This is a genomic window from Pseudomonas sp. DrBHI1 (assembly GCF_002205115.1).
Classification (GTDB): domain Bacteria; phylum Pseudomonadota; class Gammaproteobacteria; order Pseudomonadales; family Pseudomonadaceae; genus Aquipseudomonas; species Aquipseudomonas mosselii.
In genome coordinates, this window is record NZ_NIBE01000105.1 from 9,820 (window position 1) to 26,829 (window position 17,010).

Here is a 17,010-nt window from a genome sequence, read left to right on the forward strand (position 1 = left end):
CGCCCTGGCAGAGCAGCAGGCCGAGGGCGAGGGAAGGCAGAGTCAGACGCATGTTGTGAACCTCAGGGAAGTCATCAGAAGTAGGGTGCCGCGTGATTGGCGGCGAGTCAGGGTTGGAATGACGCTTCAGCGGTAGTAGCGGTCACGGTACTGGCGGTCGTCATCGTCACGGTCGTGGCGATGGTGATGACGGTGGCCGCGGTCACGGTCGCGCCAGCCGTCGTCATCGTCGTGGTAGTGATTGCTGTAGCAGCCGCCGAGCAGCAGCAGGGTGGCGATCATCGAAAGGCTGGCAAAGCGTTTCATCACGTTATAGGTCCTTGATCCGCAACGGTTTACGCGGTACCTCCTGAGACCTGTGGCGATCGATTTGGTTCTTTGTCGCGCAAATTTTTATCGCGGCGGCGATGAGCGGCAGCGGCGATTCCCCGGTCGGCCAGGCGGTGCTAGAGTCAGCTTCTTTTTTGTCCCGAGGATGGAACATGCGAGCAATTCTGCCGATCACCGTGGCGCTGCTGCTGGCGGGCTGTGCATCGTCGACCATGGAAGCGGCGCGCAACGGGTCGCCCACCGCACGCCTGGATTCGCACAAGACGCCGGACCTGGTCGCCCAGTGCATCCAGTTCAGCTGGCAGGAGGAAAACACCTTCGGGGTCGATGCCAGCGGTTACCTGGAGGCGCGCAAGCAGGGTGGGTTCACGGTGTACACCCGAGAGGCCGAGTCGTTCGTCGATGTCTACGCCCAGGCCGGGGGCACCCGTGTGGACTACTACGCGCAGAAGGACGACCAGATGGCCCTGCGCCGTCGCGCGGCGGCGGCGACCTGCCTGTAGGGCCATCCCCGCCGGTGGTCACATCGGCAACAACCTGTCCTGAATCACTTCTTTCATCACCAGTGTCGAGCTCAAGCGCTTGACATTGGGGATGCTCGTAAGCTGTTCGTCGTACAGTTTCTGGAACGCCGGCAGGTCCTTGGCCACCACATGCAGCAAGTAGTCCGGATCGCCGAACAGGCGTTGGGCCTCGACAATCTGCGCAATTTCCCCGAGCGCCGCCTCGAAGTCCGCCACCGGCTGGCGGGTCACTTCACGCAGGGTCACGAACACCAGCGCGGCGAAATTCAGGCCCAGGGCCGCCGGGGCCAGGCGAGCGTGGTAGCCGAGGATGGCGCCGGATTCCTCCAGCGCCTTGAGGCGGCGGTGGCAGGGCGACAGGCTCAGGCCCACGCGCTCGGCCAGTTCGGTAACCGACAGGCGTCCGTCCTTCTGCAGCTCGGCAAGGATTTTTCGATCGGTTCGATCCATAGGGGAGAATCTTCCAGTATTCGGCGTGTTGCAGGGAATATACGAAAGAAAATCCCCGGGTGATATCCGTAGTCTTTCTTTCACCGAAACCTGTGTGGAAGGAAGGGTCGACATGACCATGAGTGTATTGGCGGCGTTCTGGGCCGTCTCCCTGCTGTTCGTGATCACCCCTGGTGCCGACTGGGCCTATGCCATCTCGGCCGGCATGCGCGGGCGCTGGGTGGTACCGGCGGTGGCCGGCATGCTCTCCGGGCATTTCCTGGTCACCCTGGTGGTGGCGGCCGGGGTCGGTAGCCTGCTCGCCGGGCACCCGCTGGCGCTCACCCTGCTGACCTTGGCTGGCTGCGTTTACCTGCTGTGGCTGGGCGGCAACCTGCTGCTGAGCCCGGCGGTGCCCGAGGCGGGCGAAGGCGGCGAGCGAGACTCGGGGTCGCGCTGGGCGTTCAAGGGCCTGTGCGTGAGTGGGCTCAACCCCAAGGTCTTCCTGTTGTTCCTGGCGTTGTTGCCGCAGTTCACCGATCCGCAGTCGAGCTGGCCGCTGCCGCTGCAGATCCTGCTGCTGGGGCTGGTACACCTGGGCAGCTCGCTGGTGGTCTACCTGATGGTCGGCTATGGGGCCAAGGCCGTGCTGCGCACCCGGCCTGTGGCGGCGCGGGCGGTGGGGCGGCTGTCCGGCGGCGTGATGATCCTGATTGCCGTGGGGCTGGTTGCCGGACAGTTGCGTTGATCCTCTCAACAGCGGCGGCTTGGGCTATGCTGACGACCTTCTTGAACCGGAACCGCCAACAATGAAATACGCCGCCGCACTCTTGCTCAGCCTGCTTCCGTTGCTGGCCCATGCCGTGCAGACCGGGGAAACCCTCGCACCCTGGACCCTGCTTGACCAGTACGATCAGCCCTACAGTCTGGGCGCCGACACCCGCATCCTGCTGGTTGCCCGCGACATGGACGGTGCCAAGCTGGTGAAGGCGGCGCTGGCCGAACAACCCAAGGGCTATCTTGAGGCGCGTGGTGCGGTGTTTGTTGCGGATATCCAGCGCATGCCGGCACTGATCAGCAAGCTGTTCGCCATCCCGGTCATGCGCGACTACAGCTACCGGGTGCTGCTGGACCGTGAAGGCCGGGTCGCCAGCCGCTATGCCGGGGAGCAGGGCAAGGTGTTGTGGCTCTCGCTGGACAATGGCGTACTGGTCGGGCAGAAGAGCTATACCGCTGCCGATGACCTGAAAGCGGCATTGGACCAGGCCAGCCGCTGAAACCTGCGGGCTTGCCCGGCGACAGCTCGGCAGGTTCAGGGAAACGCCTGGCGCATCAATTCAGGCAACACCTCGCCCGCCTTGCCGGCCAACGCGAATGCCCGCGGATGCTGCTCACTCGCAGGCTGCGGGTTGACCTGCACCACTGTCGCCCCCGCCGCCAACGCCAGGCGTGGCATCGAGGCCGCCGGCTGCACCACGCCGGACGTTCCCACCGACAACAGCACATCGCATTGCTGCGCGGCGTCGAATGCCCGCGCCAGCGTCTGCTCCGGCAACCTCTCGCCGAACCATACCACCCCGGGGCGTACCGGCCCGGCGCAGTGGGTGCAACGTGGAGGCTCGATGCGCCGGCCTTGCAGGGCGTCCTCGGGCACGGCCACCGGTCCGTCCACCCGGCGCGCGCAGTCCAGGCAGCGGAACGCATCCAGCCGGCCATGCAAATGCAGCACGTTCTGGCTGCCAGCGCGTTCGTGCAGGTCATCGACGTTCTGCGTCACCAGCGTCAGCTTCGGCACCCGCGTCGCCAGCGCGGCGATGGCCAGGTGGGCGGCGTTTGGCGTGGCCTGGGCGATCCCGGCGCGGCGCATCTGGTACCAGCCCCAGACCAGCGCCGGGTCGGCGCGAAAACCTTCGGCACTGGCCAGCTGCGCCGGGTCGAAGCGTTCCCACAACCCGGTCAGCTTGTCGCGGAAGGTGGCAATGCCGCTTTCGGCGCTGACGCCGGCGCCGGTGAACACCACCACATGGCGGGCTTGGGCGAGCAAGGTTGGATCGAACGGCATGGGGGCTCCACGGCGTGGGTGCTGGACAGCTACCCACTGTGCCAGTGGGTGGCAGGCCGGACAAGATCCGAGTGAACCCTTGCTGTGTTCGGCGACCCAACCCAGTACATGCCAATAGGAGAAAACTCATGGAAATCGGAACACTGTGGTTCGTCGTCGCCCTCGTGGTCATCCTCCTGGAGCTCTGGGCCATCTGGCATATCATCGGCAGTGACCGGCGCGCCGAACGCAAGATGCTGTGGGTGGTGTTCGTGGTCTACGCGCCGTTCCCCGGCCTGTTGATCTGGGCTTGGCGCGGGCCGCGGGCAGTGAAGGGGCGGGCGGTGCTGCACGAAAAATAGAGGCGTTGGATATTAAAGGGGGCACGATCCGCGGTGGTTTGAAGGGCTTGACCTCGACTTAACCTGAGGTTTGATACTCGGCCGCTCATTCCATCGACGGAGCGATACCATGACCCAGCCAGCCGCCTTCGCCCTAAGCAACCCCGAAGGCCTCTACGACCCCAGTGGCAATGCCTATTCCCACGTCGCCGAAGTGCGTGCCGGCAGCCGTCTGCTGTACATCGCAGGGCAGGGCGGCGAAGACCTGCAGGGCAACCTGTCGGCGCGTTTCGATGAGCAGGCGCGCCAGGCCCTGGTGAATCTGAAGATCGCCCTGGCCTCCCGTGGGGCTGCCCTTGAGCACGTGTTCAAGCTCACCTTGCTGGTGGTCGACCATTCCGAGGCGCGCCTGAGCCAGTGGGTGGCCGAGGCCCAGCGCGCCTGGGGTGACCGAATGACGCCGACCTGCACGCTGATTCCAGTCCCGCGCCTGGCGCTGGACGGAATGCTGGTGGAAGTGGATGCGATGGCGGCGCTGCCCGAATAACCTGGCCCTACAGGGGGATAGTCCAAACCATCGTGCAAGGGCTTGCCCCACGCTGGGCTGGTAGACTCGCGATTTGCGAATTGATCGAGCCTGCACCATGACTGTCCCTGTCGAGTTGCTCCAGACCGGCCCCGAGCACGCCGAGCTGGTGCGTAACCTCTACCAGTTCTACGCTTACGAATCCTCCGACTGGGAGCAGGAGGACGTCGAGGTGGACGGGCGCTTCTACATTCACGAGCCGCACTTCGCCCGCTACTGGCAAACCCCCGGCTGGAGCGCCAGCCTGATCCTGGTGGACGGCTTCATCGCCGGCTTCATGCTCATCGAGCGCAGCGAGCTGCCCGGCATCGAGGCCTGCGAGCTGGCCGACCTGTTCATCCTCAAGAAGTACCGCCGCCAGGGCGTGGGCCTGGCGGTGGCGCGGCAGACGCTGTGCGAAGGCGACAGCGACTGGCTGGTGAGCTGCTATCCCGCGGATGCCCCGGCACTGGCGTTCTGCCAGGCAGTGCTGGCGGACCTGCCGCGTGCGGTACGGGAGATCACGCTTGATGATGAGCCGCCACTGCGCAACTTCCTGGTGACCCGGCAGCGGCACTGAAACCTTGCGGATTTTTTGTGACGCACTTCACAAAAGCCCCGCGTCGAGCGGCATAATGCCAGCACTTCGTAATTTCGGACTGTTCCGACGTACGGTCCGGAGGTTTCCTATTCCTGCTGTGAAGGAGTCAGGTCATTCCCATGTCGCTCGCCGCCAATCCCGACATGATGTACCGGTTGTTGATCCAGAGCGTGGCGGACTACGCCATCTACCAGCTCACCCCCGAGGGCATTGTCGCCAACTGGAACCCGGGCGCGCAGCGGGCCAAGGGCTACCAGGCCGAGGAGATCATCGGCCAGCACTTCTCGGTGTTCTATACCGACGAGGACCGCCATGCCGGGCTGCCGGCACGCAGCCTGGACACCGCGCGCAACGAGGGGCGTTTCCAGGCCGAAGGGCTGCGCCAGCGCAAGGACGGGTCGCACTTCTGGACCAGCGTGGTGATCGAGCCGATCAAGGATGAACACAGCGGCCAGTTGATCGGCTATGCCAAGATCACCCGCGACATTTCCGAGCGCCGCCAGCATGAGCTGGAGCTGCTCAAGGCCAAGGAGTTGGCCGAACAGTACAGCCAGGAGATGACCACGCTGTCGCAGTTCCTCGACTCGGTGATCGCCAACATTCCCGCCAGCGTCATTGTCCAGGACCTGCAGAGCCAGCAGATCCTCCTGGCCAACCAGCAGGCCGAGCGCTTGTTCGGCCGCCAGGGCACACGCATGGTCGGCCAGTTGCCGCGCCAATGCCTGGTGCCGGCGGCCGTCGACTACCTCGAGCAGCAGCTGGCGCGCGGGGCGCGCAGCACCAAGGGCTACGCCGCCGAAACCCGGGTCGACACCGCCACGGGGCCGCGTACGCTGCGCAGCCGGGCCACGCTCTGCGACAATCGTGAAGGGCAGGGGGACTACGTGCTGTTCGTCGCCGAGGACGCCACCGAGGAACTGGCCGCCCATGCCCAGATCCACCACATGGCCCATCACGATGCGCTGACCGGGCTGCCCAATCGAACCCTGTTCCATGAACGTCTCAAGCAGGCGTTGCTGCGCGGCGAGGACAGCGGCAAGCTGACCGCTGCCCTGTGCCTGGACCTGGACAACTTCAAGAACATCAACGACACCCTCGGCCACGCCTTCGGCGACAAGCTGCTGCGCGCCCTGGGCAAGCGCCTGCGCCGCGAGCTGCGCGAGCACGACACCCTGGCCCGGCTTGGCGGCGACGAGTTCGCCGTGGTGCTGTCGGGCCTGGAGACCTGTGACGCCGCGCGCATCACCGCCCAGCGCCTGATCGAGGCGATCTGCCCGCCGTTCCATATCGAAGGGCACCAGTTCAGCGTAGGGGTGAGCATCGGCGTGGCGGTCGCGCCCGATGACCACCACCAGGCCGAGCAGTTGCTGGGCTACGCCGACATGGCCCTGTACGAGGCCAAGCGCAACGGCCGCAACCGCTACGAGTGCTTTCATGTCGAACTGGATGTCGCCGCCCGCCAGCGCCGCCTGGTCGAGACTGACCTGCGCACCGCGCTGCACCTGGGCCAGCTGCAACTGCACTACCAGCCGGTGGTGGACCAGCAGAGCGCCACTGTTACCGGTTACGAGGCCCTGCTGCGCTGGGAACACCCGAGCCGCGGCATGATCATGCCGATGGATTTCATTCCCATCGCCGAGGAAACCGGCCTGATCCACGAGATCGGCGCCCGGGCGCTGAACCTGGCGTGTCAGGAGGCGGCCAGCTGGGGCACCACGCAGACGGTATCGGTCAACCTCTCGGCGGTGCAGTTCAAGAATGCCAACCTGGTGCATACCGTGGCCCTGGCCCTGGCCGATTCAGGCCTGCCGGCCACGCGCCTGGAGCTGGAGATCACCGAGTCGGTGCTGCTGGGCAGCAGCGAGGAGAACGTGCGGACCCTACGCGCGCTGAAGGACCTGGGGGTGTCGATTTCCCTCGACGATTTCGGCACGGGGTATTCTTCGCTGGGCTACCTGTGCTCGTTCCCATTCGACCGGATCAAGATCGACAAGTCGTTCGTCCACGACATGTGCGAAAGCCGCGAGGCGATGTCGATCATCCGCGCCATCACCGAGCTGTCCAACAGCCTGATGATCAAGACCACGGCCGAAGGGGTGGAGTCGGCCGAGCAGATGGAGCGCCTGCTGGCCGAGGGGTGTTCGCATTTCCAGGGCTACTTGTATGGCCGGCCGGCGCCGGCGAGCGAGCGCTTGACGCAGGTGCTGCCGCGAGCCTGACAGGCCGCAAAGCGGCCTCAGCAATCGTTGCATCACAACTGAGATCCTGGCCACTTGGGTAAAAGTGGTCGATCAGCGAACAAAATGTACCAGCTGGACCACAAGGCTTTGTCGCGTCCCCGGGTTCTCTTCTAGAATCCGCCCATGCCCCGGCACCATGCCGGGGCCCTCGCCCGAGAGCCTCATGAGTTCCAGTTCGTCGCTGTCCGGAGTCAACCAGCCACTGCGCGGCATCGCCCTGGTGGTGGTGGCCACTTTCCTGTTCGCCAGCCACGACGCACTGTCGAAATTCCTCGGTGGGATCTATCCGATCATCATGGTGGTCTGGGTGCGTTACCTGGTGCACACCGTGCTGATGGCCGGGATCTTCCTGCCCAAGGCGGGCCTCGCGGTGCTGCGTACCCGCCGGCCGTTGCTGCAGACCCTGCGCGCGTTGAGCCTGCTCAGCACCAGCCTGCTGTTCACCGCCGGGTTGCAGTACCTGCCGCTGGCGGAGGCGACTTCGGTCAACTTCCTCGCGCCGGTACTGGTCACCGCGCTGTCGGTGCCGCTGCTCAAGGAGCGGGTGACGCCGGGGCAGTGGCTGGCGGTGGTGATGGGCTTTGTCGGCGTGCTGGTGGTGGTGCACCCGGGGGGAGCGATGTTCACCCCGGCCATCCTGTTTCCCTTCGGCTCGGCGCTGGGGTTCTGTTTCTACCAGTTGCTGACGCGCAAACTGGCGGCCCACGACAGCCCGACCACCAGCAACTTCTACGCGGGGTTGTGCAACACCCTGATCATGACGGCACTGGTGCCGTTTTTCTGGCAGGCGCCGCAATGGTCCCATGTGCCGCTGATGCTGGCGCTGGGTGGCTGCGGGATGACCGCGCACCTGTTGTTGACCCAGGCGTTCCGCCATGCGGCGCCGGCGTTATTGGCGCCGCTCAGCTATTGCCAGATCGTGTTCGCCGGGTTGCTGGGCCTGGTGGTGTTCGGCCAGGTGCCGGACGGCACAAGCCTGGTCGGCATCGCGGTGATCTGCCTCAGCGGGCTGGGGGCGGCGTGGATGCAGCGGCGGCCCTGAGGGGGCTGCGCCTTATCCCGCACCCTGCTGTTTGCGATAGGCTCCTGGCTGCACGCCGACCGCCTTGGCGAATGCCCGGGTAAAGGCCGCCACTGACTGATAGCCCGCCTGCGCGCCCACCTGTTCGACGGTATTGCCCGTCTTGAGCAATTGGCAGGCATGGCGCATGCGCAGCGCCAGCAGTACCTGCCCGGGCGATTGCCCGGCCAGCTCGTTGAAGCGCTTGAAGAAGGCCGAGCGCGAAAGCCCCGTGCAGGCCGCCATGCTCTCCAGCGTCCAGGCCTGCCCCGGCTCCTCTATCAGGCGTTCCAGCAAGCCGGCGAAGGCCGGCTGGCGGGCGAGGGCGACCAGGCCGCCCAGCGACTGGCCGGCGTGCACCTGCTGGCGCAGCACATACAGGAACAACAGGTGGGTGAGGCGTTCGAGCAGCGCCTGGGAGGGCTGCGGACGACGGCATTCCTCGAGGATCAGCCCGAACAGCGCCCGCGCCGCGCTGCCGGCCGGCTCGCTGGCGCGCAGCAGGATCCAGTCCGCCAGCCCGTCGACGATCAGCGACGACAACCCCGACTGGAAGTGGAAGAACCCGCACACTAGCCCCACGCCGTCTCCGGCTTCGAGGTCCAGCGCCTGCATGCTTCGGCGCGGTTGGGCACAGGCGTCGCCGGCCTCCTCGTCGCCGGACAGCCGATAGGCCAGGTCACGCAAAAGGAACACCGCATCGCCGCTCTCCAGGCGCAGCGGCTGCGCCTGGCCATCGATATGCAGCCAGCAATGGCCCTGCACCACCAGGTGGAAACTGGCCCGGCCCATGCCCTGGGTGCTGGCGTGCCAGCCGCCGCAGTAGCGGCCGACATGGAACAGGCTGGCCTCGAGCTCCAGGCTCTCTAATAACCAATCGACGAGGGGGCTGAAAGAAATCATCTAATGCAAGGACTCTGGAGCAAGGAAAGGCGACTGATGAATATGGATGCTACTTCTTATAACCAACAGACTGTAGCGACCTACATCAAAGGAGACCACTCCATGTCCGCACGCATCACTCTACACAGCCTGCAGACCGCCCCGGAAGCCGCCCGCCCATTCCTTGAGAACGCGCAAAAGAACTCCGGCTTCATCCCCAACCTGCTGGGCATCCTGGCCAACGCCCCGGCGGCGCTGGAAACCTACGTTACCGTCTCGGCGCTCAACGGCAAATCCGAGCTGACCCTGGCCGAGCGCGAAGTGGTGCAACTGATCGCCGCCACCCAGCATGGCTGCGATTTCTGCGTTGCCGGCCACACCGCCGTGGCGCTGAACAAGGCCAAGCTGCCCCAGGAAGTGGTCGATGCCCTGCGTGCCCGTGGCGAGCTGCCCGACGCCCGCTACGAGGCCCTGGCCGCGTTCGCCCGCGAGGTGATCGACACCCGTGGCAACGTTTCTGACACCACCTATCAGGCGTTTCGCGATGCCGGTTTCAGCGAAGGCAACGCCCTGGAAGTGATTCTCGGCGTGAGCCTCGCAACCCTGTGCAACTTTGCTAATGTGTTCGCCCAGACGCCGCTCAACGACGAGCTCGGCAAGTACCGCTGGCAGCCATCGGCCTGATCGGGGCCTGATGCCGGCGCGCCCGGCGTTTCAACAGGAGTAGGGACATGCTTGATCATGCATTTCGACAATGGCTGGATGCCAATGCCGAGGCCATCGACCAGGGCCAGTGCGATCCACACCGGGTGCTGGCGCAGATCGCCGAATCGCAACTGCTGCGCATCGGCGTCGACCCGGCCCTTGGCGGCTCGGGTGGCGACGTCACCGCGGCGGTCGAGGCCATCGCCGCCATCGCCAGCCATTCGCTGGCCGCGGCCTTCGTCTGCTGGGGCCAGCGCGCCTTCATCGAATACTTGCTGCAAAGCCCCAACCGGGCGCTGTGCGAGCGGCTGCTGCCCGACCTGCTGAAGGGCGAGCTGGCCGGGGCCACCGGCCTGTCCAACGCCATGAAGTTCCTTTCCGGCATCGAGGCCTTGCAGGTGCGTGGCCGCGCCGCGAGCGATGGCTGGAATCTGGAAGGACGCCTGCACTGGGTGACCAACCTGCGCCAGCACGGTTTCGTGGTGGCCGCGGCCATCGAGGATGATACCGGTGGCGCGCCGTTCGTGGTCGCCATCCCGTCGAACGCGCCGGGCCTGGAGCGCTCCGACGACCTGCAACTGATGGGCCTTCAGTCGAGCAACACGGCGGCGCTGGCCTTCCACCAGGTGCCTTTGGCGCGCGACTGGCTGCTACACGACAACGCCCGCGCGTTTCTGCCCAGGGTGCGTCCGGCGTTCCTGGCGCTGCAGTGCGGCATGGCCATCGGCCTGGCACGCCGCGCCCTGGAGGAGGCACAGGCGCACCTGCAAGGGCGTGGCGCCTTCCTCGAGGAGGCCCGCCAGGTGCTCGCCGAGCGCCTGGAGAACACCGTCGCCGAGCTCAAGCAGGGGCTGCGCGACGACCGCTTCCAGGGCCAGCCGGCCGCCTTGTTCAAACTGCGCATCACCCTCGCCGAATGCGCCGCCGACGCCGTGCAGCTGGAGCTGCAGGCCAGCGGTGGCAAGGCCTACCTGACCGCCTATGGCGAGGGCTTCGCCCGCCGCTGGCGCGAGTCGGCGTTCGTGCCGATCGTCACTCCGAGCCTGGTGCAACTGCGCGCCGAGCTGCAACGCCAGGCGGCCTCTGCATGACCGACGTGCTACTCGAAGCCCGTGACATCAGCCTGGGCTACCCGCGCGAGGGTGGCTGGCAGGCGGTGCTGGAGCAGTTCGACCTGGCGCTGGCGCCGGGGGAGGTGGTCAGCATCCTCGGCCCCAGCGGGGTCGGCAAATCCAGCCTGCTGCGTGTGCTGGCCGGCCTGCAGCAGGCACGTGGCGGCCGCGTGCAGTTGCGCGGCGAGCCGCTGCAGGGGCCGCATCCGCGTCTGGCGGTGGCGTTCCAGGATCCCAGCCTGCTGCCCTGGCTGACCCTTGAGAAGAACGTCGCCTTCGGCCTCGACTTCGCCCACCAGCCCAAGCTGTCGGCGGCCGAGCGGCGTGCACGGATCGACCATGCCATCGACGCGGTGGGCCTGGGCCATGCCCGTGGCCAGTACCCGGCGCAGCTGTCCGGCGGCATGGCCCAGCGCACCGCGCTGGCCCGCTGCCTGGCGCGCCAGCCCGAGGTGCTGTTGCTGGACGAACCCTTCGGCGCGTTGGACGAGGTGACCCGGGCCGACATGCAGCAACTGCTGCTGCAACTGATCGCCACCCACAATACCGCTGCGGTGCTGATTACCCACGATATCGACGAAGCCCTGCTGCTGTCCGATCGCGTGCTGCTACTGGGCAACCACCCGGCGCGCACCCTCGGCCAGTGGCACATCGACCTGCCGCAGCCCCGCGCGCAGCGGGTCGAGGAACTGGGCGCGCTGCGCATCGAGATCCTGAAAACCCTTCGGCGGGCAAGCCGCACAGCCGAACCCACTCCACCCCCCTTGCCCTCGGAGGCTGTCCATGTGCATGGATGACTGCTGTTCCACGACGTCCCGTCGCGATTTTCTCAAGCTGAGCGCCATGCTTACCGCCGCCGGTGCCGTGCCGCTGCTGTCGAGCCTGCAGGCCCGCGCCGCCGCCGAGCCGGACGCGCCCGTGCGTATCGGCTACCTGCCGATTACCGACGCCACACCTTTGCTGGTGGCGCACAACAACGGCCTGTTCGAGGCCGAGGGCATCAAGGCCGAGCGCCCGGTGCTGCTGCGCAGCTGGGCGCAGGTGATCGAGGCATTCATCTCCGGCCAGGTCAACGTCATCCACCTGCTGTCGCCGATGACCGTGTGGGCGCGCTACGGTAGCAAGGTGCCGGCCAAGGTCGTGGCCTGGAACCATGTCGGTGGCTCGGGCCTGACCGTGGCCCCGGACATCACCGAGATGAAGCAGCTCGGCGGCAAGACCGTGGCCATTCCGTTCTGGTACTCGATCCACAACGTGGTGCTGCAGCAGATGCTCGGTGACAACGGTCTGAAGCCCGTGTCCAAGCCGGCCGACGCGCAACTGGCGGACAACGAGGTCAACCTGCTGGTGCTGCCGCCGTCGGACATGCCGCCGGCCCTGGCCAGCAAGCGCATTGCTGGCTATATCGTCGCCGAGCCGTTCAACGCCCTGGCCGAGAACCTCAAGGTTGGCCGCGTGCAGCGCTTCACCGGTGATGTCTGGCGCAACCATGCCTGCTGCGTGGTGTTCATGCACGAGCACGACCTGAACAATCGCCCGGAGTGGTCGCAGAAGGTGGTCAACGCCATCGTCAAGGCCCAGCAGTGGACCCGCGAGCACCGCGCCGAGGCCGCAGCCCTGCTGTCCAAGGCCGGCCCCAACAAGTACACCCCGCACGAGCCGGCGGTGCTGACCAAGGTGCTGGCGCCTTCCGCCGAAGATCGCGCCGGCTACATCGCCAGCGGCGCGATCCAGCACCAGCAGTGGGACGAGAAGCGCATCGACTTCCAGCCTTACCCCTTCCCCAGCTACACCGAGGAACTGGTCAAGCGCCTGAAGAACACCCTGATCGTCGGCGAGAGCGATTTCCTTGCCGGTCTGGACCCGGCGCAGACTGCCCGCGACCTGGTGGATGAGCGTTTCGTGCGCAACGCCATCGCCGCCGTGGGTGGCCCGGCCGCGTTCGGCATTGCCGAGAACTTCCAGCGTAGCGAGGAGTTCGCGGTCTGATGCGCAGGCATGTCGTGCATGGTGCCCTGGGCCTGGCGGGCCTGGCGGCGCTGTTGTTGCTGTGGTGGGCGGGCGTGCGCCTGTTCGGCGCCGCCGATGGCCTGTCGGCGCGCTTCGCGCCCCAGGCCACGCTGCAAAGCCTGGTGGAGTTGCTGGGGCAGGGCGAGGTCTATGGGCACATCTGGGTAAGCTTGAAACGCATCCTCGTCGGCCTGTTGCTGGCGCTGCTGATCGGCGTGCCGCTGGGCCTGCTGGTGGGCAGCTACCGGCACCTGGAGGCGGCGACCACGCCGGCGTTCCAGTTCCTGCGCATGATCTCGCCGCTGTCGTGGATGCCGGTGGTGGTGATGCTGATGGGCGTGGGCGACCAGCCGATCTACTTCCTGCTGGCCTTCGCCGCGCTGTGGCCGATTTTGCTGAACACCGCCGCCGGGGTGCGCCAGCTCGACCCGCGCTGGTTGCAGTTGAGCCGCAGCCTCAGTGCCACGCGCTGGGAGACCTTGTGCAAGGTGGTCATCCCCGGGGTGATCGGCCATGTGCTGACCGGTGTGCGCCTGGCCATCGGCATCCTGTGGATCGTGCTGGTGCCGTGCGAAATGCTTGGGGTTAGCGCCGGCTTGGGATACTTCATCCTCGATACCCGCGATCGGCTGGCCTACTCGGAGCTGATGGCGATGGTGCTGCTGATCGGTGTGCTGGGGTTCATGCTCGATGCCCTGGCGCGCGGGCTGCATCGGCGGTGGGTGCATGCGTGAAGTCTGTAGAAGCGTGTTAGGCATGGAGGCGCATCCTTGCGCCCTGGGATTCAGAAGCTGTACTTGGCCGTCAGCATCAGGTTGCGCGGATCGCCGAAGGTATCGCCGCCATAGTTCACCGACTTGGAGATCGACGAGTAGTATTTCCTGTCGAACACGTTGTTGGCGTTGAGCTGCAGGTCCAGGTGCTGGGTGACCGCGTAGCCGGCCATCAGGTCGGTGACGGCGTAGGCGCCCTGCTCGAGGCGGTAGCTGCTGCCGTCGGCCACGGTGAAGTCGTTGTACATGCGGCTTTGCCAGGTAACGCCGCCACCGACCCGCAGTTTCTCCAGCGGGCCCTGGAAGCGGTAGGTGGTGAACAGCTTCAACTGGTGCTGCGGCGTGTCGGATTCGAACGGCTTGTTGACGTTCTGCGGGTTCTTGGCGTCCTTGACCCTGTGCACACGGGCATAGGTGTAGCCGGCGCCAATCTGCCACTGCTCGGTCAGCGCGCCCTGCAGCTCGAAGTCGATCCCCTGGCTGCGCACCTCGCCTGAGGCTTCGTAGCAGGCGAACTGGCCGGCCCGGCACAGGCTCTTGTCCACCTCGACCGCGCGGTTCTGCTGGTCGATACGGAACACCGCGAGGCTGGCGTTGAGCGCGCCGTCGAAGTACTCGCCCTTGATGCCCACTTCGTAGTTCTTGCCTTCGATCGGTCGCACCGGCGTGCCGCTGGGGTCTTTGTTGTCCTGAGGCTTGAAGATGTCGGTGTAGCTGGTGTACAGCGAGTGGTGCTCGTCCAGCTCGTAGATCAGGCCGGCATAGCGGGTGACGTTGCGGGTCACCTTGTAGTCGCCCTCGTTGCTGCCGCGCTGGTCGTAGTCGTACCAGTCCAGGCGCCCGCCGAGGATCAGCTTGAGCGGGTCGGCCAGGCTCAGGCGGGTGGTGGTGTACACGCCTTCCTGGTTGATCAGGTAGCGGCTGCTGCCAGTGTGCAGGAAGTCCGGTTTGCCGCCGTCGATGGGGTAGTCCAAGTCGTAGGGGCTGTAGTTGCGCTGGGTCATGTCGTAGATGCGCTTGCTGGCACCGACCACCAGCTCGTGGGTGCGGCCGAAGGCCTCGAACGGGCCGCTGGCGAAGGTGTCCAGGCCCAGCTGGTTCTCGTCGTGGGCCGACTGGTAGACCGTGCGGCTCAGCGGCTTGGCCAGGTCCCAGCGCGATTGGTACGAGCCGCGGAACAGCGCGTTCTGTTCGCTGTAGATGGCGTTGACCTGCAGCTTCCAGTCATTGGCCAGGTGCTGGCGCAGCTCGGCGAACAGGGTGTTGATCTCCTGGTCCTTGACCTCCCAGTCGGTGGCCGGGTTGTACGAGCGTGGCAGGTCCTGGTGGTGGCCGTTGAGGTCGGTGGGGATCGCGCCCCAGAACACGTTGGTCTTGTCCTTCTGGTGGGACAGGCCGAGGGTCAAGGTGGTGTCCTCGCCCAGGTCGGCCTCGGTGATCGCATAGAACAGTCCGTGGTCTTCCTGCTGCCCATCACGAAAGCCGTTGGCGTCGCGGTACGAGGCCACCACGCGGCCGCGCAGTGTGCCGCTGTCGTTGAGCGGGCTGGAGGCGTCGAGTTCGCCGCGGTAGTTGTCCCAGCTGCCGGCGGCGCCGGTGAGCGTGACCTTCTGTTCCGCCAGCGGGCGCTTGCGCACCAGGTTGATGGCCGCCGACGGCGTGCCGGAACCGGTGACCAGGCCGGTGGCGCCGCGCACCACCTCGACCCGGTCGAACATCGCCAAGTTGGGCTGGGCGCCGACCACCCAGCCGGTGTACGCGCTGGGGATGCCGTCGTACATGACGTTGTCGACGTCGAAGCCGCGGGCCTTGTAGGTCTGCCGGCCCGGACCGTTGGACTGGTTGAGGAACAGCCCCGGCGTGTACCGGGCCACGTCGTTGATACTGGTCATGCCCTGGTCGTCCATGCGCTGGCGGGTGATCACGGTCACCGCCTGGGGCGTTTCGCGCATGGTCAACGGCAGCTTGGTGGCGGTGGCCATGGAACCAGTGGTGTACGACTTCGACCCCTCGGTGGTGCTGCCCAGGCTGCTGTCGTTGATGGCCGTGGCGCCCAGCTCGATCACGGCCGGCGCTTGTTCCTCGGCCAGCGCCGGGGTGAGGGTCGCCATGCAGATGGCCATGGCCAACAGGTTGCGGGTGGGCGTGAAGCGGTGAGGGGAGATGTGCGGTGACATGCCGAGCTTTATCCTTATTGCTAGTGCTTATGAGAACAATTAGCAATAAGTGTGTCGGATTGTCAGGCCTGCAACAATGCTTTCGAATCGGAAAATGGTGAACTTTTCACAAGTTCTATTCGTTTGGTTTGTGGTTCCCTGAAGCAATGCGTTTGCCACGCTGGCGCCCGACCTCCAGCGCCTGCCCGTCGCGCTGTTTGCCATGTCGCGCCTGGCCGACCAGCTCAGGGATCAGTGGGCCCTCCGGCAGATGACGCCAGAAGCGCCCGGGCAGGTGCTGGCGCAGCGCGCCGGGGTTGAGCCGGGCGGGGTTGAAGGTGTGCCGGTAGTAGGCCAGCCACAGCTCGGCACCGGGGTCCTCGGCGTTGCGCGCCCACTGCCGCCATTGCTCCGGGCATTGGCGCCGGTAGTCCAGGTGCTGGCCGTCGAAGCGCACGCCGTCGCGGGGCGTGGCGATCAACCAGCGCTGGCGCCCCAGGCGATCGGCGAAATGCCCGCAGGCGCTGTCGAGGATGTCGTGGGCAGGTTCGTGGTAGGCCACCAGGTCCAGTTGCAACTGCTCGGCCAGTGCCTCGGGCAGTGGCACGAAGCGTACGAAGGCATGCAGGTGATGGGCTTCGCGGCCGACCTGGCGGATGCGCCGCTGCATCTCGCTGCCCAGGCGGTCGCCGGCGAGCATGGCGGTGCGGTCGCCATGGGCGACGCGCCACAGCACTTCGTACAGCAGGTTCCAGCGTTGCTCGCCGCGGTAACGCCCGGCCTGTTCCAGTTGGGCCAGCAGCGCCGCCGGCACGCGGGCGCGAAACGGGCCGGGGCCGGCGGGCAGGGGCGTGGGCACGGCCAGCAGGTCGTCCATGCGCGCCTGGCCCCAGGTCACCGTGGCCGGGTCGATGCCATGGCCGAGCAGTTGCCGCGCCTGGTCGCGCCAGGTGGCGAAGTCGTCATCGCAATCCAGCGCGATCATCCCCACAGGCCCATCTGCACCGGTGCCTGGGGTTCGCGCAGGCGGGCGCGCAGCAGGCCGCTGCGCAGCTCGGCCTGGGCCGGGCGGTAGTCGCTGGTGACGATGAACGGGCGGGCCTTGTCCAGCACGCAGCGCAACTGGATCAGGTCGTCGTAGCGGATGCGCCGCTCGCGGCGCAGGGCCACCAGGCGCTGCACGCTGCGCAGGCCGATACCTGGGATGCGCGCCAGCAGGGCCGGCTCGGCGCGGTTGACGT

19 protein-coding genes and 1 pseudogene are annotated in these 17,010 nt (G+C 66.4%); 13 read left to right on the top strand and 7 right to left on the bottom strand.

From position 1 onward, the window contains the following. Window positions 1-126: 126 nt before the first annotated feature. On the bottom strand, window positions 127-306 hold the full coding sequence (locus tag CC207_RS20925; RefSeq protein ID WP_028691840.1) for a hypothetical protein: 180 nt from the start codon (window positions 304-306) through the stop codon (window positions 127-129). Between the two features lie 176 nt (window positions 307-482). On the opposite strand from CC207_RS20925, the gene CC207_RS20930 reads away from it, so the two are divergent. Further along, window positions 483-833, top strand: coding sequence for a hypothetical protein (locus tag CC207_RS20930; RefSeq protein ID WP_028691839.1), 351 nt, complete (start codon window positions 483-485; stop codon window positions 831-833). Window positions 834-851: 18 nt separating this feature from the next. Here CC207_RS20930 and CC207_RS20935 read toward each other — a convergent pair whose 3' ends face one another. Further along, window positions 852-1,304, bottom strand: coding sequence for an Lrp/AsnC family transcriptional regulator (locus CC207_RS20935; RefSeq protein ID WP_028691838.1), 453 nt, complete (start codon window positions 1,302-1,304; stop codon window positions 852-854). Window positions 1,305-1,416: 112 nt separating this feature from the next. Here CC207_RS20935 and CC207_RS20940 point away from each other — a divergent pair, with 112 nt between their 5' ends. Beyond that, window positions 1,417-2,031 carry a LysE family translocator gene (locus CC207_RS20940; protein WP_088852690.1) on the top strand — a complete coding sequence of 205 codons (615 nt, stop codon included), beginning with the start codon at window positions 1,417-1,419 and terminating at the stop codon, window positions 2,029-2,031. 61 nt (window positions 2,032-2,092) lie between these two features. Then, window positions 2,093-2,560, top strand: a complete 468-nt coding sequence (locus CC207_RS20945) for an FAD/FMN-containing dehydrogenase (protein WP_088852691.1) — start codon at window positions 2,093-2,095, stop codon at window positions 2,558-2,560. A 35-nt stretch (window positions 2,561-2,595) separates the two neighbouring features. On the opposite strand, the gene CC207_RS20950 is transcribed toward CC207_RS20945, so the two are convergent. Next, the gene (locus tag CC207_RS20950; RefSeq protein ID WP_088852692.1) at window positions 2,596-3,345 is read right to left on the bottom strand and encodes an NAD-dependent deacylase; all 750 of its coding nucleotides are present in this window, start codon (window positions 3,343-3,345) and stop codon (window positions 2,596-2,598) included. Window positions 3,346-3,473: 128 nt separating this feature from the next. On the opposite strand from CC207_RS20950, the gene CC207_RS20955 reads away from it, so the two are divergent. From CC207_RS20955 to CC207_RS20975, 5 genes are all read left to right on the top strand, one after another. Then, window positions 3,474-3,686: a PLDc N-terminal domain-containing protein gene (locus CC207_RS20955; protein ID WP_028691834.1), complete on the top strand. Its 213-nt coding sequence runs from the start codon at window positions 3,474-3,476 to the stop codon at window positions 3,684-3,686. 109 nt (window positions 3,687-3,795) lie between these two features. Next, complete coding sequence (locus CC207_RS20960) at window positions 3,796-4,212, top strand: RidA family protein (protein ID WP_028691833.1); 417 nt, start codon at window positions 3,796-3,798, stop codon at window positions 4,210-4,212. A gap of 97 nt (window positions 4,213-4,309) precedes the next feature. Further along, window positions 4,310-4,810, top strand: a complete 501-nt coding sequence (locus tag CC207_RS20965) for a GNAT family N-acetyltransferase (RefSeq protein WP_088852693.1) — start codon at window positions 4,310-4,312, stop codon at window positions 4,808-4,810. A gap of 140 nt (window positions 4,811-4,950) precedes the next feature. Beyond that, window positions 4,951-7,050 carry a bifunctional diguanylate cyclase/phosphodiesterase gene (locus CC207_RS20970; RefSeq protein ID WP_088852694.1) on the top strand — a complete coding sequence of 700 codons (2,100 nt, stop codon included), beginning with the start codon at window positions 4,951-4,953 and terminating at the stop codon, window positions 7,048-7,050. Between the two features lie 184 nt (window positions 7,051-7,234). Further along, entirely contained in the window at window positions 7,235-8,113 is an 879-nt protein-coding gene (locus CC207_RS20975; protein ID WP_088852695.1) for a DMT family transporter, read from the top strand. A gap of 12 nt (window positions 8,114-8,125) precedes the next feature. Here CC207_RS20975 and CC207_RS20980 read toward each other — a convergent pair whose 3' ends face one another. Beyond that, a complete protein-coding gene (locus CC207_RS20980) occupies window positions 8,126-9,034 on the bottom strand; it encodes an AraC family transcriptional regulator (protein WP_088852696.1) in 909 nt (302 codons plus the stop codon). 102 nt (window positions 9,035-9,136) lie between these two features. On the opposite strand from CC207_RS20980, the gene CC207_RS20985 reads away from it, so the two are divergent. The 5 genes from CC207_RS20985 to CC207_RS21005 are packed head-to-tail and all read left to right on the top strand — an operon-like array spanning window position 9,137 to window position 13,574. Next, window positions 9,137-9,697, top strand: coding sequence for a carboxymuconolactone decarboxylase family protein (locus CC207_RS20985; RefSeq protein ID WP_028691828.1), 561 nt, complete (start codon window positions 9,137-9,139; stop codon window positions 9,695-9,697). A 47-nt stretch (window positions 9,698-9,744) separates the two neighbouring features. Further along, entirely contained in the window at window positions 9,745-10,809 is a 1,065-nt protein-coding gene (locus CC207_RS20990; RefSeq protein ID WP_062359718.1) for an acyl-CoA dehydrogenase family protein, read from the top strand. Continuing rightward, window positions 10,806-11,627: an ABC transporter ATP-binding protein gene (locus CC207_RS20995; RefSeq protein ID WP_088852697.1), complete on the top strand. Its 822-nt coding sequence runs from the start codon at window positions 10,806-10,808 to the stop codon at window positions 11,625-11,627. Before CC207_RS20990 ends, CC207_RS20995 begins: the two co-directional genes overlap by 4 nt. After that, window positions 11,614-12,819 carry an ABC transporter substrate-binding protein gene (locus CC207_RS21000; RefSeq protein WP_069017216.1) on the top strand — a complete coding sequence of 402 codons (1,206 nt, stop codon included), beginning with the start codon at window positions 11,614-11,616 and terminating at the stop codon, window positions 12,817-12,819. Before CC207_RS20995 ends, CC207_RS21000 begins: the two co-directional genes overlap by 14 nt. Next, window positions 12,819-13,574, top strand: a complete 756-nt coding sequence (locus CC207_RS21005; RefSeq protein ID WP_028691824.1) for an ABC transporter permease — start codon at window positions 12,819-12,821, stop codon at window positions 13,572-13,574. Before CC207_RS21000 ends, CC207_RS21005 begins: the two co-directional genes overlap by 1 nt. A gap of 50 nt (window positions 13,575-13,624) precedes the next feature. On the opposite strand, the gene CC207_RS21010 is transcribed toward CC207_RS21005, so the two are convergent. The 3 genes and pseudogenes from CC207_RS21010 to CC207_RS21020 form a co-directional block, all read right to left on the bottom strand. Beyond that, a complete protein-coding gene (locus CC207_RS21010; RefSeq protein WP_088852698.1) occupies window positions 13,625-15,790 on the bottom strand; it encodes a TonB-dependent siderophore receptor in 2,166 nt (721 codons plus the stop codon). Window positions 15,791-15,905: 115 nt separating this feature from the next. Continuing rightward, window positions 15,906-16,754 (bottom strand): TIGR03915 family putative DNA repair protein, encoded by an 849-nt coding sequence (locus CC207_RS21015; protein WP_088852699.1) that lies wholly within the window; start codon window positions 16,752-16,754, stop codon window positions 15,906-15,908. Then, a pseudogene (locus CC207_RS21020) lies at window positions 16,751-17,010 on the bottom strand (biotin synthase); the annotation flags it as partial. The pseudogene CC207_RS21020 and the gene CC207_RS21015, both read right to left, overlap by 4 nt.